The 19,250-nt window shown below is 65.8% G+C and carries 23 protein-coding genes and 1 pseudogene; 12 read left to right on the forward strand and 12 right to left on the reverse strand.

Annotated features, from left to right (window positions below; translation table 11 throughout):
* The first annotated feature begins 51 nt into the window (after nt 1-51).
* From ABZ293_RS09470 to ABZ293_RS09495, 6 genes are all read left to right on the forward strand, one after another.
* A complete protein-coding gene (locus ABZ293_RS09470) occupies nt 52-927 on the forward strand; it encodes an ABC transporter permease subunit (RefSeq protein ID WP_355178935.1) in 876 nt (291 codons plus the stop codon).
* The gene (locus ABZ293_RS09475) at nt 924-1,826 is read left to right on the forward strand and encodes an ABC transporter ATP-binding protein (protein ID WP_355178937.1); all 903 of its coding nucleotides are present in this window, start codon (nt 924-926) and stop codon (nt 1,824-1,826) included. The genes ABZ293_RS09470 and ABZ293_RS09475 overlap by 4 nt, the downstream gene beginning before the upstream one ends.
* On the forward strand, nt 1,823-2,599 hold the full coding sequence (locus ABZ293_RS09480) for an ABC transporter permease subunit (RefSeq protein WP_355178939.1): 777 nt from the start codon (nt 1,823-1,825) through the stop codon (nt 2,597-2,599). The genes ABZ293_RS09475 and ABZ293_RS09480 overlap by 4 nt, the downstream gene beginning before the upstream one ends.
* A complete protein-coding gene (locus ABZ293_RS09485) occupies nt 2,596-3,738 on the forward strand; it encodes an ABC transporter substrate-binding protein (RefSeq protein WP_355178941.1) in 1,143 nt (380 codons plus the stop codon). Before ABZ293_RS09480 ends, ABZ293_RS09485 begins: the two co-directional genes overlap by 4 nt.
* Nucleotides 3,739-5,046 (forward strand): aspartate aminotransferase family protein, encoded by a 1,308-nt coding sequence (locus ABZ293_RS09490; RefSeq protein WP_355178943.1) that lies wholly within the window; start codon nt 3,739-3,741, stop codon nt 5,044-5,046.
* A 95-nt stretch (nt 5,047-5,141) separates the two neighbouring features.
* Nucleotides 5,142-6,677: a glycosyltransferase family 39 protein gene (locus ABZ293_RS09495; RefSeq protein ID WP_355178944.1), complete on the forward strand. Its 1,536-nt coding sequence runs from the start codon at nt 5,142-5,144 to the stop codon at nt 6,675-6,677.
* A 5-nt stretch (nt 6,678-6,682) separates the two neighbouring features.
* Here ABZ293_RS09495 and ABZ293_RS09500 read toward each other — a convergent pair whose 3' ends face one another.
* Nucleotides 6,683-6,838, reverse strand: a complete 156-nt coding sequence (locus ABZ293_RS09500) for a hypothetical protein (protein WP_355179133.1) — start codon at nt 6,836-6,838, stop codon at nt 6,683-6,685.
* Nucleotides 6,839-6,976: 138 nt separating this feature from the next.
* Nucleotides 6,977-7,087: pseudogene (locus tag ABZ293_RS09505) on the reverse strand (WYL domain-containing protein); the annotation flags it as partial.
* Nucleotides 7,088-7,159: 72 nt separating this feature from the next.
* Here ABZ293_RS09505 and ABZ293_RS09510 point away from each other — a divergent pair.
* Both ABZ293_RS09510 and ABZ293_RS09515 read left to right on the forward strand, forming a co-directional pair.
* Nucleotides 7,160-7,528 carry an arsenate reductase family protein gene (locus ABZ293_RS09510; protein ID WP_355178946.1) on the forward strand — a complete coding sequence of 123 codons (369 nt, stop codon included), beginning with the start codon at nt 7,160-7,162 and terminating at the stop codon, nt 7,526-7,528.
* Between the two features lie 70 nt (nt 7,529-7,598).
* Nucleotides 7,599-8,279, forward strand: coding sequence for a TIGR00266 family protein (locus ABZ293_RS09515; RefSeq protein WP_354957996.1), 681 nt, complete (start codon nt 7,599-7,601; stop codon nt 8,277-8,279).
* Between the two features lie 215 nt (nt 8,280-8,494).
* On the opposite strand, the gene ABZ293_RS09520 is transcribed toward ABZ293_RS09515, so the two are convergent.
* A complete protein-coding gene (locus tag ABZ293_RS09520; protein ID WP_355179125.1) occupies nt 8,495-9,004 on the reverse strand; it encodes an NUDIX domain-containing protein in 510 nt (169 codons plus the stop codon).
* 77 nt (nt 9,005-9,081) lie between these two features.
* Here ABZ293_RS09520 and ABZ293_RS09525 point away from each other — a divergent pair, with 77 nt between their 5' ends.
* Complete coding sequence (locus ABZ293_RS09525) at nt 9,082-9,459, forward strand: nitroreductase family deazaflavin-dependent oxidoreductase (RefSeq protein WP_355178948.1); 378 nt, start codon at nt 9,082-9,084, stop codon at nt 9,457-9,459.
* Nucleotides 9,460-9,474: 15 nt separating this feature from the next.
* On the opposite strand, the gene ABZ293_RS09530 is transcribed toward ABZ293_RS09525, so the two are convergent.
* The 3 genes from ABZ293_RS09530 to ABZ293_RS09540 all read right to left on the reverse strand — a co-directional run bounded on the left by ABZ293_RS09530 (nt 9,475) and on the right by ABZ293_RS09540 (nt 11,366).
* Nucleotides 9,475-9,786, reverse strand: coding sequence for an SPFH domain-containing protein (locus ABZ293_RS09530; protein ID WP_355178950.1), 312 nt, complete (start codon nt 9,784-9,786; stop codon nt 9,475-9,477).
* 305 nt (nt 9,787-10,091) lie between these two features.
* The gene (gene yidC, locus ABZ293_RS09535) at nt 10,092-10,976 is read right to left on the reverse strand and encodes a membrane protein insertase YidC (RefSeq protein ID WP_355178952.1); all 885 of its coding nucleotides are present in this window, start codon (nt 10,974-10,976) and stop codon (nt 10,092-10,094) included.
* A gap of 96 nt (nt 10,977-11,072) precedes the next feature.
* Entirely contained in the window at nt 11,073-11,366 is a 294-nt protein-coding gene (locus ABZ293_RS09540; protein ID WP_355178954.1) for a DUF6412 domain-containing protein, read from the reverse strand.
* A gap of 95 nt (nt 11,367-11,461) precedes the next feature.
* Between ABZ293_RS09540 and ABZ293_RS09545 the strand changes: the two genes are divergently transcribed.
* A complete protein-coding gene (locus tag ABZ293_RS09545) occupies nt 11,462-11,914 on the forward strand; it encodes a hypothetical protein (RefSeq protein ID WP_354957990.1) in 453 nt (150 codons plus the stop codon).
* Nucleotides 11,915-12,061: 147 nt separating this feature from the next.
* Here ABZ293_RS09545 and ABZ293_RS09550 read toward each other — a convergent pair whose 3' ends face one another.
* The 3 genes from ABZ293_RS09550 to ABZ293_RS09560 form a co-directional block, all read right to left on the reverse strand.
* Nucleotides 12,062-12,880, reverse strand: coding sequence for a helix-turn-helix domain-containing protein (locus tag ABZ293_RS09550; RefSeq protein WP_355178956.1), 819 nt, complete (start codon nt 12,878-12,880; stop codon nt 12,062-12,064).
* A 238-nt stretch (nt 12,881-13,118) separates the two neighbouring features.
* Entirely contained in the window at nt 13,119-14,291 is a 1,173-nt protein-coding gene (locus ABZ293_RS09555) for a helix-turn-helix domain-containing protein (protein ID WP_355178958.1), read from the reverse strand.
* A gap of 21 nt (nt 14,292-14,312) precedes the next feature.
* Nucleotides 14,313-14,576 carry a fatty-acid--CoA ligase gene (locus ABZ293_RS09560; RefSeq protein WP_355178960.1) on the reverse strand — a complete coding sequence of 88 codons (264 nt, stop codon included), beginning with the start codon at nt 14,574-14,576 and terminating at the stop codon, nt 14,313-14,315.
* 408 nt (nt 14,577-14,984) lie between these two features.
* Here ABZ293_RS09560 and glnA point away from each other — a divergent pair, with 408 nt between their 5' ends.
* Nucleotides 14,985-16,418, forward strand: a complete 1,434-nt coding sequence (gene glnA, locus ABZ293_RS09565; RefSeq protein ID WP_355179127.1) for a type I glutamate--ammonia ligase — start codon at nt 14,985-14,987, stop codon at nt 16,416-16,418.
* Between the two features lie 12 nt (nt 16,419-16,430).
* On the opposite strand, the gene ABZ293_RS09570 is transcribed toward glnA, so the two are convergent.
* Nucleotides 16,431-17,207: an AraC family transcriptional regulator gene (locus tag ABZ293_RS09570; RefSeq protein ID WP_355178962.1), complete on the reverse strand. Its 777-nt coding sequence runs from the start codon at nt 17,205-17,207 to the stop codon at nt 16,431-16,433.
* A 45-nt stretch (nt 17,208-17,252) separates the two neighbouring features.
* Here ABZ293_RS09570 and ABZ293_RS09575 point away from each other — a divergent pair, with 45 nt between their 5' ends.
* Nucleotides 17,253-18,122, forward strand: a complete 870-nt coding sequence (locus tag ABZ293_RS09575) for an alpha/beta hydrolase (RefSeq protein WP_355178964.1) — start codon at nt 17,253-17,255, stop codon at nt 18,120-18,122.
* A gap of 272 nt (nt 18,123-18,394) precedes the next feature.
* Here the strand turns inward: ABZ293_RS09575 and ABZ293_RS09580 are convergent, their stop codons facing one another.
* Both ABZ293_RS09580 and ABZ293_RS09585 read right to left on the reverse strand, forming a co-directional pair.
* On the reverse strand, nt 18,395-18,652 hold the full coding sequence (locus tag ABZ293_RS09580) for a hypothetical protein (RefSeq protein ID WP_355178966.1): 258 nt from the start codon (nt 18,650-18,652) through the stop codon (nt 18,395-18,397).
* Nucleotides 18,649-19,236: an alpha/beta fold hydrolase gene (locus tag ABZ293_RS09585; RefSeq protein WP_355178968.1), complete on the reverse strand. Its 588-nt coding sequence runs from the start codon at nt 19,234-19,236 to the stop codon at nt 18,649-18,651. The genes ABZ293_RS09580 and ABZ293_RS09585 overlap by 4 nt, the downstream gene beginning before the upstream one ends.
* Nucleotides 19,237-19,250: the final 14 nt, after the last annotated feature.

Genomic DNA, 19,250 nt, shown 5'->3' on the forward strand with positions numbered 1-19,250 from the left:
CGAGGCGGAGCCGGTTGCGGTATCGGCGGGTGATCGATGAGAGCGGGAGCAATGCGGGCACGGCAGGTCGGCTATGCGGTCGGCGTTGCGGTGCTGGTCATCGCGGTCTGGGAGCTCGTCAAGTACTTCGTGCCCGAGCGCGGGGTGAGCATCGGTGACACCCGGATCCTGCCGCGCACGAGTGATGCTGCGCTGCCACATGTTTGGTCGGTCATCACCGTACTCGGCGATAAGGACGGCACCGGCACCGTCGGTGCGACACTGCTGCGCACGGCCGGATTCACCTTCGGGCTCGCGATGCTGGCACTGGCGATCGGCACCCTGGTCGGCACAGCCCTCGCGGTGGTGATGCAGCGCTTCGCCTTCGTCGAGCGCGGATTGCTGCCCTATATCGTGGTCTCGCAGACGGTTCCGCTGATCGCGCTGGCGCCGCTGGTGGCCGGATGGGGCGGCAAGATCGTCATCGCCGGGCAGCCGTGGCGGCCGTGGATGAGTATCGCGGTCATCGCGTCGTATCTGGCCTTCTTCCCGGTCGCGGTCGGCATGCTGCGCGGCCTGCAGGCACCGTCGAAGGCGTCGGTGGAACTGCTGCACAGCTACTCGGCCAGTTGGTGGGAGACATTGGTGCACTTGCGGTTTCCCGCCGCGGTGCCGCATTTCCTGCCCGCATTGCGCTTGGCCGCGGCGGCATCGGTGATCGGTGCGGTGGTCGCGGAGATCTCCACCGGTACAGCGGGTGGTATCGGCCGCCAGATCATTGTCTTCGCACAGCAGGCCACCGGCGATGCGGCTCGGCTGTACGCGGCCGTGCTCGCCGCGGCACTGCTCGGTGTCGCCGTCACCGCCGTCGTCGGCCTGGCCGAACTGGCACTACGTCGTTACAGCCGTCCCGCCGGGGCGCGCGGCTCTTCAGGAGGTACCCGTTGACCGGGAAAGTGGAATCGGCCGCCGCGCACACCGAGGCGGCCGACGAGCCGATCGAGGCATCGGATCCGGTCGGCGTCGAGGCCGATGATGTCGCGGCGGTCGACCTCACGAATGTCGGGAAGATCTTCGACGCGGGTTCGGTCACCGCGCTGACCGATGTCTCGCTGAAAGTGCGCGCGGGGGAGTTCGTCTCGCTGATCGGGCCGTCCGGCTGCGGTAAATCCACCCTGCTACGCATCATCGCCGATCTGGAACAGCCGACCAGCGGCGGCCTGACCGTACACGGCAAATCCGCTCGGCAGGCCAGGATCGACCAGGACTACGGCATCGCCTTCCAACAGGCGGGCCTGCTCGACTGGCGCACCGTACAGGCCAATGTCGAACTGCCCCTCGAACTGCACAGGGTCCCCAAGGCCGACAGACGCAAGCGCAGTGCGGAACTCCTGGAAATGGCCGGTCTCACCGATTTCGCCCACCGCTATCCGGCGGAACTGTCCGGCGGCATGCAACAGCGCGTGGCGATCGCCAGGGCATTGGCCCGCAAGCCTTCGCTGCTGCTGATGGACGAACCATTCGGCGCGTTGGACGAGATGACCCGCGAACGCATGCAGGGCGAACTACTGCGCATCGCCGGAGAGACCGGTGCCGCGGTGGTCTTCGTGACGCACTCGATTCCCGAGGCGGTCTTCCTCTCCGACCGCGTGGTGGTCATGTCACCGCGGCCGGGCCGCATCACCGAGATCGTGCCGACCGGCGGCTGGGGCCGTGAGGCGGGCGTCAGCGGCGACGATATCCGTTCCAGCGAGGCCTTTTTCGAGGCCGTCGCCGCGGTTCGCACCGCGCTGCGCGGTGGACACGAGGCCACCGACATCATCGTGGCGGGACGGGATATGCGATGAGAACCTGGCTACCACCGGTAGTTTTCGGCGTCGGCGGCCTGGCGCTGTGGCAGGTGCTGACCGTAGTGGCCGGCGTGCCCTCGTTCCTGCTGCCCGCACCAACCGCGATAGCGAAACAGTTCACCGAGAATTTCGACCGCATCGTCGATGCCGCCACCGCCACCGGCACCAATGCCCTCATCGGATTACTGGTCGGCGCCGTCCTCGGCATTGTCGCGGCCATGCTGGCGGTGCGGTTCCGGCTGGTCGAGGGCCTATTGACGCCGCTGGCCGCCGCGGCGGCCGCGGTACCGATCGTCGCGCTCGCCCCGCTGCTGAATTCGATGTACTCGACCACCACCGACACTCCGCGCCGCATGGTGGTCGCGATTGTGGTGTTCTTCCCGATGTTCGTCAGCACCGCGCGTGGTCTGCGGCAGGTTCCGCAGGTGCATGCCGATCTGATGACCTCGTATGCGGCCGGCGGCTGGCAGATCACTCGCATGGTGCGCTTGCCCGCCGCGCTGCCGTACCTGTTCACCGGTCTGCGCATTGCGGCGCCGGGGGCGGTGATCGCGGCCATCATCGCCGAATACTTCGGCGGCCTGCAGAACGGGCTCGGCAGTCGGATCACCTCGGCCGCGGCGAATACCGCCTATCCACGGGCGTGGGCCTATGTGGTCGGCGCCATGATCGTCGGCCTGCTCTTCCTCGCCGTCGTGCTGATCCTCGAACAACTGACCCGCCGACCTCGGACCATCCTGATTCGTAATATCTTTGGGAGATCGAAATGAGAAGTAACACAGGGCGTTTGCGTGCTTGTCTCGCGCTGGCGGCGTTGGTGGCGGCCGCGCTGACCGGCTGCAGCACCACCGACAACAGCTCGGGGACCACCGCCGAAGGGCTGACCAAGGTCCGGTTACAGCTGCAGTGGTTCAAACAGGGCCAGTTCGCCGGTTATCTGGCCGCCGTGGACCAGGGCTTCTATCGGGAGCAGGGCCTTTCCGTAGAAATCCTCGACGGTGGTACCGATATCGTGCCGCAGACGGTGCTGGCGCAGGGCCAAGCCGATTACGCGATCGCCTGGGTGCCCAAGGCGCTCGCCTCCCGTGAGGCCGGGGCGGGCATTACCGAAGTGGCCCAGGTCTTCCAGCGCTCGGGCACCAAGCAGGTCTCGTTCAAGTCCGACAATATCTCGGGCCCGGCCGCACTGCGCGGCAAGACCGTCGGAAACTGGGGCTACGGCAATGAATTCGAGCTGTTCGCCGGAATGACGAAGGCGGGCATTGATCCGGCCAGGGACGTGAAGCTGGTCCAGCAGCAGTTCGATATGAACGCCTTCCTCGCCAAGGACATCAATGCCGCCCAGGCCATGTCCTACAACGAGTACGCCCAGCTGCTGGAGACAAAGAATCCGGCTACCGGAAAGCTCTACACCGCAGACGATTTCGCCACCATCGACTGGAACGATGAGGGCGTGGCCATGCTGCAGGACGCGATCTGGGCGAATTCGGAGAGGCTGAAGGATTCGAAATACCAGGACCAGACCGTGAAATTCATTACGGCCTCGCTGAAGGGCTGGGCGTTCTGCCGCGACCATGTCGACAAGTGCCGCGATATCACGGTGGCCGCGGGCAGCACCCTCGGCTCGACCCATCAGCAGTGGCAGATCAATGAGGTCAACAAGTTGATCTGGCCCTCGCCCAACGGTGTCGGCATGATCGATAAGACCGCGTGGGACCGCACCGTGAAAATCGCCAAGGAGACCAAGAATCAGGAGGGTGTCACGGTGCTGAAGAAGGATCCCGACGCGGGCGCGTTCACCAATGAATACGTCACCAAGGCATTGGATCTGCTGAAATCCGGTGGCACCGACGTCACCGGATCGGGATTCACGCCGCAGCAGGTGACCCTGACCGAAGGCGGCAAATAGGTGGTCGATCATGTCTTCTATCCCTGGAGCGCCCAGGCCACACTGAATCCGGTCCCGATCGTCGGCGCGTCGGGTTCGTGGTTCTGGGAGGAGAGCGGTAAGCGCTACCTCGACTTCTCCTCCCAACTGGTGAATGTCAATATCGGCCACCAGCATCCGGATATCGTCGCCGCGATCATCGAACAGGCGCAGAAGCTCACCACCATCTCACCGACCGTCGGCAATGAGGCGCGCAGCGAACTGGCCAGGCTGATCGTCGAACGCGCACCCGGCGAGCTGAATCGCATACTGTTCACCACCGGTGGTGCCGAGGCCGTCGAACATGCGGTGCGACTGGCACGCAGTTACACTGGCCGCACCAAAATGTTGGCTGCCTATCGCTCCTATCACGGCGGCACCGGTGTCGCCATCGGTCTGACCGGTGAGCCGCGGCGCTGGGGTGCGGAGCCGACCAATGTCGACGTGGTCCGCTTCTTCGGGCCGTATCCCTACCGATCTCCTTGGGAAACAACAACTCCCGAGGAAGAGACGGCGGCGGCGCTGCGGCATCTGCGCCAGGTCATCGAGTTGGAGGGGCCGCAGCACATCGCCGGGCTGATCATGGAGACCGTCGTCGGCACCAACGGTGTTCTGGTGCCGCCGCCCGGATATCTCGCCGGTGTGCGGGCGCTGTGCGACGAATTCGGCATCGTCTATATCGCCGATGAGGTGATGGTCGGATTCGGCCGGGTCGGCGAGTGGTTCGCGGTGCAGGCCTTCGACGTGGCACCCGACATCATCACCTTCGCCAAGGGCGTGAACTCCGGCTACGTCCCGCTCGGCGGTGTGCTGATGGCCGAGCGGATCGCTCAGCGCTACGACAATACGGTCTATCCCGGCGGGCTGACCTACGCGGGCCACCCCCTGGCCTGCGCGGCGGCCGTTGCCTCGATCGGTGTCTTCGAACGCGACGGCATTCTCGACCATGTCCGCTCGGTCGGCGCCGATGTGCTCGGAAAGGGGCTGGCGGACTTGGCATCTCGCCATCCCAGTGTCGGCGAGGTGCGGGGTCTCGGATTCTTCTGGGCGCTGGAGCTGGTGCGCGACCCACAGACCAGGGAACCGCTGATTCCGTTCGCCGCCGCGGGTTCGGCCGCCGAACCGATGAACCGGGTCACCGCCGCCGCCAAGGAACGCGGGCTGTGGCCGTTCAACGCGGGCAACCGCTTTCAGATCGCACCGCCGCTCACCACGACGGCGGATGAGCTGCGCACCGGATTGGATATTGTCGACGAGGTGCTCGATATCGCCGACGAATACGTGCGGTAATGGCAGGCCGCGCGGACCGACCATGCGGGTAGTCCGCGACGGCCATTTCCCGCTAGATTCGATACGTCCACCTCGGAACTCCTCCAGGAGCTGGCGTGACCGATATCGAAGATCGTCAGAAGCTGGCCACCTCGCCCGAGGAGCGTCCGGCGCTGGCGATCGCTGGCGTCGGCGCAGTCGCGGCGCTGGCGCTTGCGGTCCTGCTGTTCTCCGCGAGCCGGTACGACTATTTCGGCGATGAGCTGTATTTTCTCGCGGCGGGGCGGCGGCCCTCGTTCGGTTACGCCGATCAGGGGCCGGTGCTGCCGATGCTGGCGCGCCTGATTGACACGATCGCACCGGGCAATTTCTTCGTGCTGCGGCTGCCGGTGGTGGCGCTGACCGTGCTCGGTGTCGTGCTGTGCGCGGTGATAGCGCGGGAACTCGGCGGCGGCCGCGGTGCGCAGATCTTCGCCGCGATCGGCTACGCGACCTCGCCGTACCTGCTGCTCCAGGGCAAGATGCTGACGACCAATGCGGTCGATACCGTGCTCTGGGTGATCATCACCTGGCTGATCGTGCGCTGGGTGCGGACCCGCCGCGATCGCCTGCTGCTGTGCGCGTCCCTGGTGACCGCGGTCGATATGCAGGTGAAATGGTTGATTCCGTTCTTCTGGATCGCGGTCGCGGTGGCTTCGCTGATCTGCGGCCCGCGCGAACTGGTGCGGCGGCCGCTGTTGTGGCTCGGCGGGGCGATCGTGGTCGCGGCGACGGTGCCGTCGCTGATCTGGCAGGCACGCCAGGATTGGCCGCAGCTGTCGATGGGCGGGGTGATCAGCAGCGAACAGGGCATTCTCGGCGGTCGGGTGATGTTCGTGCCGCTCGCGGTGCTGCTGGCCGGGTACTTCGGCGCGGTGCTGCTGATGTACGGCGTGTGGGCGTTGCTGTTCCATACCTCGCTGCGGCCGTACCTGTTCCTCGGCGCGACCCTGCTGATACTGGTCGCCACCTTTCTGGTGGTCGGCGGGCGGATCTACTACATGGCCGGGATGTACGGTGTGGTGCTCGCCGCGGGTGCGGTCGGTCTCCATGAATTGGCGTGTCGACTGGATCCCGTACCGCGACGCTGGGTCGCCGGTGCCGGTGCTGCGCTCGCCGCGGTGGCCACGGGCTTTCTGCTCTGGTCGACTCCATGGCGCGGCGCCGCCCAGGTCGAGCCGCCCGCCAATGCCGCCGAGGCCGCCATCAATATCGGCGTCTACGGCGAATTCGGCTGGCCGGAGCTGACCTCCGCCGTCAGCAAGGCCTATGACTCGCTCACCCCGGCCGAACGCGCCGACGCCATCATCGTCACCGACACCTACTGGCAAGCCAGCGCGCTGGACCAATTCGAGCGCGCCAACCTGCCCCCGATCTACAGCCCCAGCCGCGGCTTCGGATACTTCGGCACACCCCCCGACACCGCGTCGGCAGTCATCGCCGTCGGCGTCAACGATGGCCTCCTGCACTGGGATTTCGACAACTGCGCGCCGGTCGCCAAGGTGGACAGCCGAATCGGCTACCCGGGCAACACCCAGGACGTCACGGTATGGACCTGCACCGGCCTGCGCCATTCGTGGTCCGAGGTGTGGCCGAACTGGATGCACCTGTAATCGGTTCAGTCGAGCACGGAGCGGCAGCGCACCATGATCCGACGCAGATGTGCCGCCAGCTCGTCGCCGTCCTCGATCCGGAAATCGGCGTCGATCGCGGCGAGCAGGAACCAGCGACTGCGGGCAGTCCGCGCCAATATCCGAGCGGCAGCTGTGCGCATAGATCGGCTCGACGGTGCCATGGATCGCCGCCGAACGAGCGGTATCGGATTCGGCGGGCACCGCGAGCCGAATGATGGCGCGACGGCCACCTGCGGGCCACACCGCTGGCGACATGTGCAGCGGAATCCCCGCCGAGCAGGCGCACGGGGTTCGAATCGGGGCCCGGTCGGTGTGACGGGGCGGATGCGGTCGGCCCGGAAGGTGCGCCAGTCCGCGCGGTCGCGATCCCAGGCGGCCAGATACCAGCGCGCCCCCAGGTGCGCCGGGTTTCGGTCGGCCGGTGCGGACCGAAACCCGGCGGCCATGGTTAATTGGAAGCCATGACATCTGGGCAGACCGAGATCTGGCATAACCCGCGGTGCACCAAGAGCCGCAACGCGACCGCGCGCCTGGACGAGGCGGGCGTCGCGTACACGGTGCGGCGCTACCTCGATGATCCGCCAACCGTTGCGGAACTGCGCGCCGTGCTGAAGCGGCTGGGAGCCGAACCGTGGGACATCACCAGGACAGGTGAGGAGATCGCGAAGGATCTGGGCATGCCCGGATGGGGACGCACCCCGGCCGATCGGGATAAGTGGCTCGAGGCGCTGGCAACGCATCCCAAGCTGATCCAGCGCCCGATCGTGCTCACCCCGGACGGTGGCGCGGTGGTCGCGAGGGACGAGGAAACGCTGCGTTCATTGAGCTGACCCGAAACCCCCTGATATCGGCCTCGATTCGGCCCGCCTTTCGGTGCGAATCAGCCGGTAGGGTCGGCGTATGAAGGTACAACTGCGTCATAGTCCGGCCTCTGCGGTCGCTCGGTGCTTCCTCGCGGGCGGCGAGCCGATGCGGGTCGAGAGCGGCGCCATGGTCGCGCATTCGGCGGGAGTTTCGTTGCAGGCCAAGGCCGAAGGCGGCATCCTCGCCGGGCTGAAGCGCTCGGTGCTCGCGGGCGAGTCGTTTTTCGTCTCGACCTTCACCGCACCGCCGCAGGGCGGCTGGGTGGACGTGGCACCCGCACTACCCGGTGACATGCTGAATCTGCAGATCACGCCCGATCGGCCGTTCTTCATCAGCCGCGGCGGCTGGATCGCCAATTCGCACGGCGTCCAGGTGGAGGGCAAGTGGGGTGGTTTCGCGAACCTGTTCGGTGGTGAGGGCGGATTCGGTCTGCGCGCGCACGGCGACGGTGAGGTGGTCGTCGGTGTGTTCGGCGCAATCGATGTCATCGATCTGCAGCCGGGTGAGCCGGTCACCATCGATACCGGGCATGTGGTGGCCTATGACCTGGCCATGAACTTCACCATCCGGCGCGCGGTCTCCGGGCGGTCCATCCAGTCGCTGAAGTCGGGCGAGGGCTTCGTCTTCGACTTCACCGGACCCGGCCGGGTCCTGCTGCAGACCCGCAATCCGGGCGCCTTCGCCGCCTGGGCCGGATCGGTGGCGTCCTCGGGGTAGTCGCCCGACTTCACGGCCTCCTTACCTGCTGGACATCTCGATCATGCAGAATGCAAATTTCATATCGGGTCCAGCAAGGGAATGTACATGGAGCTCCTCGAAGTCGTCGCAAACCTCTTTACCCAGGTCATGGGTGCTATGAGCGGCAGTGCCGCCTGACGGATTTGCGGCTCATCGGCCCATCAGGTCTACGACCCTGATGGGCCGATGCCATATCAGGCGAGAAGTTGGCCGGTGAGGATGCGGGTGTCGGGTACGAACGCCCACGTCGGATCGGCCAGATGTGCGCGGAGTTCGGCATCGGTCCACCACCAGCCGTCCGCGATCTCCTCGGGCTGGTGGCGAATGGGTCCGTCGTAGCGCAGCTCATAGGCGAACAGATGACACCGCATCGGTGCGCCCTGCCAGATACCGTCCCAGGACGCGCGGGCCCGTAGCGGTAGCGGGGGCGCGTCGGCGGGCAGAATGATGCCCAGTTCCTCGGCGAGTTCACGCAGCGCGGTCTGCGCCGGGGTCTCGCCCGGATCGACGACACCACCGGCCAGGCAGTCGTGCATGCCAGCGAACACCATCTTCGTCTCGGTGCGACGGTGCACATAGATCCGTTCACCGTCGCCGGAGCGCACCAGCACGCCCGCGCTGGCATGCCAGATCCCGTCGCGATAGACGGTGGCCCGGTCGGCCGCGCCGATCTCGCGGCCCGCGGCGTCATAGACGGCGATCATCTCCGAGTGAGGGTGCACAGCCACCGGTCGAGGGTAACCTGATCACCGCACTCCACCCTGAGAGAGGACCGCTCCCGATGGTGCTTCCGCGAGCACTTGCGAAATTGAACCGCCATGTCACCAATCCGATCCTGGGCCGATTGGCCGGTCGGGTTCCGCCGATGAGCATGGTCGTCCACAAAGGACGAAAATCTGGGCGCCCCTATAGAACTCCGGTGGTGGCGTTCGACGGTGACGGCGTCTATCGCATCGCGCTGACGTACGGCCGCGATGTCGACTGGGTCAAAAACATCACGGCCGCAGGCGGTTTCGAGCTGGAGACCAAGCGCACGGTCGTGCTGCTCATCGATCCGGTGGTGCAGAGCGACCCGTCGGTGCGGTGGGCGCCACCGGTCATCCGGCAGGTGCTGAAGGCGATGTCGGCCACCTACTACTTGCAGGCTCGTCAGGCGTAAGTAGCCCCTGTCGAGTCACCGAAACCCCCTGTCCCAGTGGGCAGGGGGTTTCGGCATCAAGAGCACCTGCTCCGGGTACTGTGCGCCGGTGGTGAATTGCTCCGGGTCGGTGACCTGCCAGTTCACCGCATAGCTGACCCGCAGCGCGAGGCCGTCGCGAGTGAGTAGTTCCTGGCCGCTGACGGTCAGCAGCCGGGGGCGCATATCCACGACGATCAGTGTGCAGCGCTTGTCGTCGTAGCGGTGGCGTCCCGGCTCGAGCACTCGCTCGAGTGTGCCGTCCCGGTACAGCAGCGTCCGCTGCCATGCCATAACCGTCGTGTACATATCTTCACTCCTCCCGCGGTGTGTGTCGTTGTTGGCCTTGCTATTTCGAATGTCACCCGGTCCCGGTCACGGAATCGCGGCGGGGGCGTCCCGCGGCCGGAGCCGCGGAGCCCGCAGAGCCGCTTTCCGTATCCGACCGGAACCGAGTGGCATCGCAGAGGAATCGAACCCCATCCAGGCTTTTCGCCCTTCGCCAGGTTGAGACCGAGCCCGACACGGGGAACGCGGGCCGGAGATTCCGGTGCGCCCCTTGACTCGATCTTCGACAACCATAGGCATCACGACCGGGGCGCGCGAGTGATTTATTACCGCCGTTGCCGCTCGGGTTTTACGCCGGGTTTCGGGGCCGCGGCAACACGACGCGCGGCGACCTGCGTTGCCTCGGCGGCTGTTTCGGCATCGAGGCGTCGGTAGACGACATGCTGTTGCGCCAGCGTCCATGCATTGTTGGTGACGAAGTACAGCAGGATCGCCACCGGCAGCATCGCGCCGCCGACAATCGCGGCGGCGGGGAACACCCACAGGCTGAGAGTGCGCATGAAGGGGACCGCCGTGGTCCCGGTCTGGCGACCCATTGCTGCACGTGCGGTGAAATGCGTTGCGACAGCGGCGATCAGCATCAGCGGTAGCGCCACGATCGCCACGGTGGAGAGCAATTCGCCCGCACCGGCGAGCGTTGCCGACAGCGGCGCACCGAACAGGTCGGCGTGCAGAAACGACTGCACATCGGTGGGGCCGAAGAGATAATTCGCGGTGGCGGCATTCTGTTCGGCCGTCATGGCTGCGGCGCGGCCGACCGGTAGGTAGTCGAAGGTGCCGGTGCGGTCGAATGAGCGCAGCACATGGAACAGTCCGATGAAGACGAAAACCTGGGCGACCAGTGGAATCAGGCTGGTGAAGGGATTGACGCCGTTATCGGTGAACAGCTGTTGGATTTCGGTGTTCTTGCGACGTGGATCGTCTTTGTATTTCTGCTGAATGGCTTTGACGCGCGGCTGCAATCGCTGCATGACCGCCTGGGTGCGGGCCTGTTTCAGGAACGGAAAGAACAGCGCGGCCCGCAGGGTAATGACGAGAAATATCACCGCGAGCACCCAGGCGATGCCACTGGCGGGGCCGAGGACGGCGGCAAAGGCGGTATGCCACACCCAGAGAATGGCGGACACCGGATAGTAGATGAAGTCGAGCATGGGAGCACCTGACTGTGCGAATGTGCGCACGTCGATGGGAACGGTCGGCCGAATCGCCTGAAGACCAGGCGGTACGCAGCGACTCGCGAGCAGTCGCTACGCGGTGGCGGATCCGGGTGCTCGGGGGCGCGGCCGTCCCGCGGTGTCGGGATTGCTCTGGCGCAGGAAGGAACCCCGGCGGCGGCGCTGCGCCGAAGGCGGCGGACCCGAGTGGGCCAGCGCCACCGGCAGCTGCGGGCTCCGCAATGCGCCCAGTGTCAGGGCCAGCGATGCGGCGATGACACCGAAGACGGCCAGTGCCGCCGGTTCATTCGCCGGAGCCGTCAGGGCGAATGCGGGGACGACGAGTGCGACAACCGCAAACGCCATCAGATGTACCCGCGAGAACATGCCAAGAGCTTACCGGCCGTCGACCCATCCCGGCGATATAGTGACCCGGCGCTCACCGAATTGATGATGTCCTCATCTATCGAAGGAGCAGTGCCGTGAATTCGTACGACTCTTTCTCCGATGACCCGGCGAGTTCCGAATATGCCGACTACGACCCGCGCCACTACGGTTTCGCGGGATCACCGGAGATCATGCCCCCATCGGTCCGCATGGCCCGGGCCCTGTCCTGGTTCCTGGCCGGACTCGGCGTGGCACTGATCGGCGTCTCGATCATTACCGGGAATCCGGATCTCGGGGGCGCGATCGCCTTCGGCTATCTGTCCGCCTGGCTGCTCGGCGGTGTCGCCTTCGCCTTCGCCATGGTAGGCCGGACCGTGCAGGTGGTCGGCGTTGCGCTCGCGGCCGTTTCCGGATTCCTGTGCCTCGGTCTGATGGCCGTCGGCCCGCTGCCGGGTTTGACGGGCCTGTGCCTGTCGTTCGCCATCATCGTGCTGCTGTGCAAGCGCGAATCCACGGCCTGGTTCCTGCGGCATCGATCGGCCACGTAGGGACTACATTTCGCAGCCGCCGTCCGCTGTGAACGGGTAGACGAGTTGGTCGAGCGCGCCAGACGCTGTATGGGGGTGCGGATAGCGGTGGTCATTAGGCCAAGCCTGGTCGGCGAGGCCCGCGATCACTTGAACAATTCGGTCGACCTAGGGTGCGTCGCCGAGATCCCACTGGACGCGGCGACTCAGCGCCGACGGGGGCAGACCGAAGGTGCGGCGGCATGTGCGGGTCAGATGGGAGCTGTCGGCGAATCCGGCGGCGTGGGCGGCGGCGGTCAGGTCGTCGCCGGAGCGGACGCGGGAGATCGCCACATGTAGTCGGAGCCATAGTATGTACGGGCGCAATGGAATTCCGACCTGCTCGGTGAACAGGTGGGTGAGCCTGGTCGCGGAGATGCCGACCCGACGCGCGACCTCCGCACCGCGGATCGGTCCGTCGCCGACCAGCGACGGCAGCAGCTCGAGCGCCTCGGTGACCGCCTCGTGGCGGCCCCGCTCGATATTCTGCGAATCATCGCGTTCGAGATCGTCGACGACCTCGGCGACCAGCTCTGCCAGGGTTTCCCGCTCCGGGTCGATCGGCAGCGAATGTGCGCTGTCGGCCCAGCCGTAGTTGTGGGCCCTGCGGTCGGCGGCCGCCCCCGCGACGGATTCGGGGTCGAGATAGATGGCGGTGCCGCGTTCGGCGCCGGAGGCAATGCGATGCGGTGCGTCGGCGGGCACGATGACATGGGTGCCGTGATGCCGATTGCCGCTGGCATCCACCACGACCACCGGCGTGCACGCGGCGAGCACCTGTACGGCGTGGTGGGCGTGCAATGCGGTGGGGCCGATGCTGCCGCCGAAGGCCAGCACGCCAGCGCGCAGCAGTGCGGTACCTTCCCAATGCAATTCACCGGGAGTCCCGGAGGCATAGTGCACGGATCGGGCGGAGGTGGCTGCCCCGTTGGTAACCAGAGCCTTCATCATCGGATGCTCCCGGGTGACTGCGAATCCCGAATCGGATCCCTCACGGAGACTATCCCGGTCACCCGGCCGCTGTCAGGGTAACGGCGACGCGTTCGAGGAACTCGGTGATCAAGGCACGGGCAGTAGGGGGTCCGGGAATCGGGCGCGCGGGAAATGCGGGGGGTCGGTCGCCGCCCGCGTTGTGCAGGAAGACGCGCCAGCATAGCCGGGGTCGGCCGAGTGCGCGTTCGGGCAGTCAGGGGGCGAAGTCGGCGGACTCGAGACGGCGGGCCAGCCGAGCCGCGGACAGCGTCATCGCATCGGCGGGACGGTGCGGGTCCAGGCCGGTGAGTTCGTGTACGCGGGACAGCCGGTAGGTCACGGTGTTGCGATGCACGCTGAGTTGTCGCGCCGTCGCCAACTGGTTGAACCCGCTGTCGACGAACACCTCGAGTGTCTCCGCCAGCATCGGCTGGGTGTCCAGGGGTGCGAGCACCGAGGCCAGGCCCGGGCGGGCAGCATCGCTGACCGCGACCGTGTACTCGAACTGCAAATTCGTGCGGCGGCAGAGGATTTCGCGACGCTCCAGGCAGCGGCCCAATTCGGCGAGCACCCGCGCCTCGGCGAATTGGGCCGGAATCTCCGCCCTGCTCGCCGCCGCGCCGACACCGACCCAGTACGGCGGCGACTGATCGGGCTGATGAGCGGGCAGTCGCGCAGTGAGGCCACCGAGTGCGGCACTGCCGTCGTCGCCGGATTGCAGTGGGATCAGTGCGGTCCATCCGCCCGCGTCCGGCCGCAGGAAGACCCCCGGAATCGCCTCCACCCGGTGCCGCAGCGCCGACGCGTGTCCGCCACGGGTGCCGCGCAAGCGGAAGACCGCGACGAGAAACGCATCGGCGACCGGAATGACGGGATCATTGGCCAACTCGACCGGATCGCGCCCGGTGAGCAGGGCGTCGGCGATGCCGCGGCGCCGTTCCACCAGTTCCCAGCGCGGATCGTGTACGCGCTCGGTGGCCGCGGTGGCGATGCGGGTGGTCACCAGCGTGATGTACTTCAGCAGCACCAGTGCGGCATCGAGCATCAGGTCCAGCTCGGCGGCGGTGGCCGATTCGCGCAGCCGCTCCCAGATGAAGGCCGCGCCGAGGCGATAGTGGTCCAGGACTTCCGACAGGGGTGTGCCATCGCGGAGCCGGTCGATGGCCAACTCGACGAGTTCCCTGGTGTCCTCCTCCGAGGGGTCGGTGCCCCCGCGCAGATACTCGAAGAACAGATCGACATTGAGCTTGCTGCCGCGCGCGAAATCGGTCTCCACCAGTGACTGCGGTAGCCGCGGATACGGCGGCATCGACGCGTAGGACCCGTCGACCAGTGCTGTGGCTCTGCGGTGCAGATCATCGAAGGCTCGGGTCCGCGTTGGCATCATATGAACTTCTCCGTCCCGGACTTACGAGTACAAGCGCTCGATCGTATCCGTGTGGCGGGCGGCGATCGGGGTGCGTTCGAGTTTGCCGGTCGCCGTCAGGACATCGCTGCCCGGCTCCCACACCTCGGGTAGCACGATGCACTTCTTGATCTGCTCCACCCGGGAGAGTTTGCCATTGGCGGCGGCCGCATCTTGCTCGATTGCCGTCAGGACTTCCGGATTCTTCGCCAATTCGGCGACGGTGGTCGCGGTGAACCGGTAGCGCTGTCTGATCGGTGAGACCAAGATCGGGCGGCATTGGGGCTCTGCGATGCCGCCATAGGTTGATCTCGATCGCGTGTCAGGCGCAGGCCGGGGAGTCGAGAGATGGCCAGGGCTGCTGCGGTATTGGGGGACAGGTAATTTCGGCCCGGGCTACCCAGACGGCTCGTTGACGTTCTCGGCGAGATTATCGGTCGATACGGCGGTGACCTGGGCCGTACCGCAGTTGCGGACACGCCGGATCGGTCCGCTTCTCGCCTGGATTCGGGTCCGCCGCCGATGCCGAGGTCGTATCGTGAGACTCGGCGAGCAGGACCTGCCGTGACCCCGTGAACGGTCCGGTTGTGATGGGACGGTCGCCTCGCCATCCGCGGATAGAACAACCTGCGCCGCGAGAGCGAGGAGCGAGCCGTGCTGGAAGAGCGAGCAGCCTTGACTGCAACCACCGAGGGAGTGCTGGAATATATCTGCGCCGAAGAAGTCGAATACGTCGATATTCGATTCTGTGACGTTCCCGGTGTACAGCAACATTTTTCGATTCCGGCCGTAGCGTTCGGTGCGGATCTGGTCGATAACGGGATCGCCTTCGACGGTTCGTCGGTGCGCGGCTTCCAGTCGATCCACGAATCGGATATGTTGCTGCTGCCGGACCTGCGCACCGCGCAATTGGATCCGTTCCGTGCCGCGAAGACATTGAATCTGAACTGCTTCGTCCACGATCCGCATACCCATGAGGCCTATAGCCGTGATCCGCGCAATATCGCGCGCAAGGCCGAGGAGTATCTGAAGAGCACCAGCATCGCCGATACCGCCTATTTCGGCCCGGAAGCGGAGTTCTACATCTTCGATGCCGTGCGCTACGACACAAAGATGAACGGTGCCTTCTACGAAGTGGATTCTTCCTCCGCCGACTGGAACACCGGTGCCAAATACAATCCGGACGGCTCGATCAACCGCGGCTACAAGGTGCGTGCCAAGGGCGGCTATTTCCCGGTGGCTCCCTACGACGCCGACGTCGACGTGCGCGATCGGATGTGCACCAACCTGCAGAACGCGGGCTTCGAATTGGAGAAGGGGCACCATGAGGTCGGCACCGCGGGCCAGGCCGAGATCAACTACAAATTCAATACCCTGCTGGCCGCCGCCGATGATCTGCAGCTGTACAAGTACATCATCAAGAACACCGCGTGGGCCGAGGGCAAGACCGTCACCTTCATGCCCAAACCGCTGTTCGGCGATAACGGTTCCGGTATGCACGTGCACCAGTCCCTGTGGCTGGACGGAACGCCGCTGTTCTACGACGAATCGGGCTATGCGGGTCTGTCCGATCTGGCCCGGCACTATATCGGCGGCCTGCTACGCCACGCGTCGTCATTGCTCGCCTTCACCAACCCGACCGTGAACTCCTATAAGCGCCTGGTGCCGGGCTTCGAGGCCCCGGTCAATCTCGTCTACAGCCAGCGCAATCGCTCGGCGGCCGTCCGCATTCCGGTTACCGGTGCCAATCCGAAGGCCAAGCGCCTCGAATTCCGCTGCCCCGATTCCTCCGGGAATCCCTACCTGTCCTTCGCTGCCATGATGATGGCCGGTTTGGACGGTATTCGCCGCAAGATCGAACCCGCCGCGCCGATCGATAAGGATCTCTACGAACTCACTCCCGAGGAGTCCGCCGAGGTCACCCAAACCCCACCCAGCCTCGACAGCGTCATCGACCGCCTGGAAGCCGATAACGACTACCTCACCGAAGGTGATGTCTTCACCGACGACCTCATCCAAACCTGGATCCGGCTCAAGCGCGACAACGAGATCGCCGAAATCAACGTCCGCCCGCACCCCTACGAGTTCGAACTCTATTTCGATGTATAGGCCCGTACCGGATCAGTCGATATGCAGTTCGCCATTGATGGTGGTGAAGGCGGTTGGAGTGAGGCCGAACATGGCGCGGAAGGTGTCGCTGAAATGTGAAGGGGAGGCGAAGCCTGCGTCGACGGCGGCTCGGGTGAGGTCATGGCCCGCGGCATAGGCCTTGGCAACGCGCAGCATGCGCGCCCATTGCACATAGCGGCGGAAGCTGGTGCCGGTCTGTTCGGCAAAGGTGCGCAGGAAGTGGGAGGTGGATAGTCCTGCGGCACTTGCCTTTTCGGCGGCGCGCTGCTGTTGGGTCGGATCGGCGCGGATGGCCTCGGCGACGGCGGCGATGCGGGGATCGCGGATGGTGGGGACCGGGATGCTGGCCAGGTCGAGTAGCCGGTCGATATCCGGTGCCGGATCGGCGCACAGTTCGATCAACTCGGCCTCGTGCCGGTGGTCGGTGCGGTATCCGTTGACTGTGCGCCGCATGCCGCCGAGGCAGCGGGCCATGCTGGTCGAGGTCGGGTCGAAGAAGCAGAAGAGCTTGGGGACGTCGGTATCCAGGACGTGGTGGGTGACCCGGGCGCGGAACAGAAAACTGCGGGCGCTGATATCCGGAGCGTCGGTGACGCGGACGCGGAATGGGCCGTCCAGTCCCACCCCGAGACTGGCGATCGCGGTGGAGTGCGCGCCAAGGGCCATCCCGGGCCCGATGTAGATCGCGTGCCCGAGCCGTAGCCATAGCCGCGCCGGAGTGATCGCCGTGTCGAAAGCGCACGTTTCTGGAAGTGCCGACCGCGTCATATCCGCGACGATACCCAAAGGCGCAGGACAGACGGGAGATCAAGGATGAAGCTGGAGAGCGAAGCGGAGTCGAGCTTCGAACTGCGGGAGGTAACAGTCGACGGTGCGCGGCTGCGCTATGTCGATATCGGGCAGGGTGATCCGCTCGTGCTACTGCACGGCTGGCCGGAAAGCCACGCCGCGTGGCGACACCAGATCGGGCCGCTCGCCTTATCGAGCCGGGTCATCGCGCCGGACTGGCTCGGATGGGGTGCCTCCGACCGGGATGAGGCGCTCAGTTGTGACTATGACAGCGAGGTCGAACGTATCGGCCGCATGCTGGATGCCCTCGGCCTGGATCGCGTCGACCTGGCCTGTCACGACTACGGCGGCTTTCTCGGATCGGGTTTTGTGCAGCGTCATCCGGAACGGGTGCGCCGCTTCGCGATTCTGAATTCGCGGGCCCATGGCGTTTTTACGCTGCCGTACTACATTTTGTTCGGATTGCTGACGGTGCTGTCACACACTGCACTGCTGCGTGCGCTGCTCACCACCCGACCGATCCGCTGGGTGCATCGCATCGGTCTCGCAAGCTACGTGCGCAACGGGTCCTTCGACACCGCCCAATTGGACCGGTACCTTGCCTTCCTGAATACTGCCGCGGGCCGCCGCTGGTACGCGCACTTCTGGTCCGGCTACCGCGTCCGGATCCGGCCGGAATTGGCCGCCGGACTCGATGCCATCGACTGCCCGACGACCGTGATCTGGGGCGACCGCGATCCGGCCATCCCCATGCGCACCGCCGAGGAACTCGCCGACCGCATCCCGTACGCCACGCTCGTCCGCATCGACGGCAGCCATTTCATCATGGAAGAACGCCCCGACGAGGTCACCGCGGCATTGCGGGCCTGGCTACTCCGCCCGGCGACCCGCTGAGGGTGACTTCTAGTGGAACCTCCGAGCCCGGGGCTGTCCAGTAGTGCGGGCCCCGAATACTCGTGTGCTGGTTCACGATCCGCTGGCAAGGTGAGGTCGTAGTGTCGCGGACCCGGTCGTCGCCGAACCTCGGTGCGTCATCTCGTACACGGCATCCGAAAGTTCATGTGGCGCAACCTGATTTCACCCAAGCCACCGCGGTCTCGACGTGCCCGATCCGAAGGGGTTCCGCTACAGCGGGAGGTGCGACGAGGGCTGTGCGGAACCCGTTGTCATCGCGTCAGCCAGCGCGCGCAGCGGCGGGTGAGGAACGGCATCACGACCCACACCATGGCCGCGACGGCGATCGGAACGATGATCGCCAGCCGTAGCGGCGGCGCCAGCGGCTCGAGCAAGGAGCCGGTAGCCGTCACCAGAACGGTGAGCAGCGGGTAGATCCCGACTACCGTCAGCAGCCACAGTTTCCACTTGACCGGCCCCGCGGAATGCGTAGCAGGACCGGGGTTTTCGTTCGTCTGCTGCTGAGTCATCGGGTGGCCGCCAGGATTTCGTCGACCAGCCGAACGGCCTCGGGCAATTCGATGTGATCGTCGGGATGGTTGCCCAGATGGCTACCGGTGGCGGTGAGCACCGCGCTGGCTGCCAATCCGCGGACCAGCAGTCCGACATGTGCGACCGGATCGGGCACGTTGACCGGATCGTCGGCGGCCGCCAGTACCCGGAACTCACGCGCCGCGCCGCGGATGCGCGTCCAGTTGAACGGTCCGTCGAAGAATTCGGCCAGCAGGTCATAGCCGACCTCGTGCGCGGCGGTGGATACCAGGACTACCCCGGCGAATTGCCCGGCCGCGGCGACATCGTGCTGTTCGAGCATCCGCAGCACATTGACGCCGCCGATGCTGTGGCCGACCAGCACGGTATCGCGCGCCGGACCCGCCGCTGCCGCCGCCTCGGCGAAGGTCTTGCGCCACGAATCCAGCCGGGGCGCTTCGGGTTCGGGCAGATTCGGGATCGTTACCGCATGTCCCTGTGCGGCCAACTTGGCCGCGAAGTAGGGGAACCACACACTGTCGCTGCGAGCTCCGAGGCCATGGCTGACGATGATCGCACTCAATGGTCACTCAACTC

This window comes from Nocardia sp. NPDC005998 (assembly GCF_040614395.1).
GTDB lineage: Bacteria > Actinomycetota > Actinomycetes > Mycobacteriales > Mycobacteriaceae > Nocardia.

What these genes read in the sequence shown, in the direction of transcription:
- ABZ293_RS09470 (WP_355178935.1), top strand. Translation starts at nt 52, where the DNA reads ATGCGGGCACGGCAGGTCGGCTATGCGGTCGGCGTTGCGGTGCTGGTC.
- ABZ293_RS09480 (WP_355178939.1), top strand. Translation starts at nt 1,823, where the DNA reads ATGAGAACCTGGCTACCACCGGTAGTTTTCGGCGTCGGCGGCCTGGCG.
- ABZ293_RS09485 (WP_355178941.1), top strand. Translation starts at nt 2,596, where the DNA reads ATGAGAAGTAACACAGGGCGTTTGCGTGCTTGTCTCGCGCTGGCGGCG.
- ABZ293_RS09500 (WP_355179133.1), bottom strand. Translation starts at nt 6,838, where the DNA reads ATGCGCACAGCTGCCGCTCGGATATTGGCGCGGACTGCCCGCAGTCGC.
- ABZ293_RS09510 (WP_355178946.1), top strand. Translation starts at nt 7,160, where the DNA reads ATGACATCTGGGCAGACCGAGATCTGGCATAACCCGCGGTGCACCAAG.
- ABZ293_RS09515 (WP_354957996.1), top strand. Translation starts at nt 7,599, where the DNA reads ATGAAGGTACAACTGCGTCATAGTCCGGCCTCTGCGGTCGCTCGGTGC.
- ABZ293_RS09520 (WP_355179125.1), bottom strand. Translation starts at nt 9,004, where the DNA reads ATGATCGCCGTCTATGACGCCGCGGGCCGCGAGATCGGCGCGGCCGAC.
- ABZ293_RS09525 (WP_355178948.1), top strand. Translation starts at nt 9,082, where the DNA reads ATGGTGCTTCCGCGAGCACTTGCGAAATTGAACCGCCATGTCACCAAT.
- ABZ293_RS09530 (WP_355178950.1), bottom strand. Translation starts at nt 9,786, where the DNA reads ATGTACACGACGGTTATGGCATGGCAGCGGACGCTGCTGTACCGGGAC.
- yidC (WP_355178952.1), bottom strand. Translation starts at nt 10,976, where the DNA reads ATGCTCGACTTCATCTACTATCCGGTGTCCGCCATTCTCTGGGTGTGG.
- ABZ293_RS09540 (WP_355178954.1), bottom strand. Translation starts at nt 11,366, where the DNA reads ATGTTCTCGCGGGTACATCTGATGGCGTTTGCGGTTGTCGCACTCGTC.
- ABZ293_RS09550 (WP_355178956.1), bottom strand. Translation starts at nt 12,880, where the DNA reads ATGAAGGCTCTGGTTACCAACGGGGCAGCCACCTCCGCCCGATCCGTG.
- ABZ293_RS09555 (WP_355178958.1), bottom strand. Translation starts at nt 14,291, where the DNA reads ATGATGCCAACGCGGACCCGAGCCTTCGATGATCTGCACCGCAGAGCC.
- ABZ293_RS09570 (WP_355178962.1), bottom strand. Translation starts at nt 17,207, where the DNA reads ATGACGCGGTCGGCACTTCCAGAAACGTGCGCTTTCGACACGGCGATC.
- ABZ293_RS09575 (WP_355178964.1), top strand. Translation starts at nt 17,253, where the DNA reads ATGAAGCTGGAGAGCGAAGCGGAGTCGAGCTTCGAACTGCGGGAGGTA.
- ABZ293_RS09580 (WP_355178966.1), bottom strand. Translation starts at nt 18,652, where the DNA reads ATGACTCAGCAGCAGACGAACGAAAACCCCGGTCCTGCTACGCATTCC.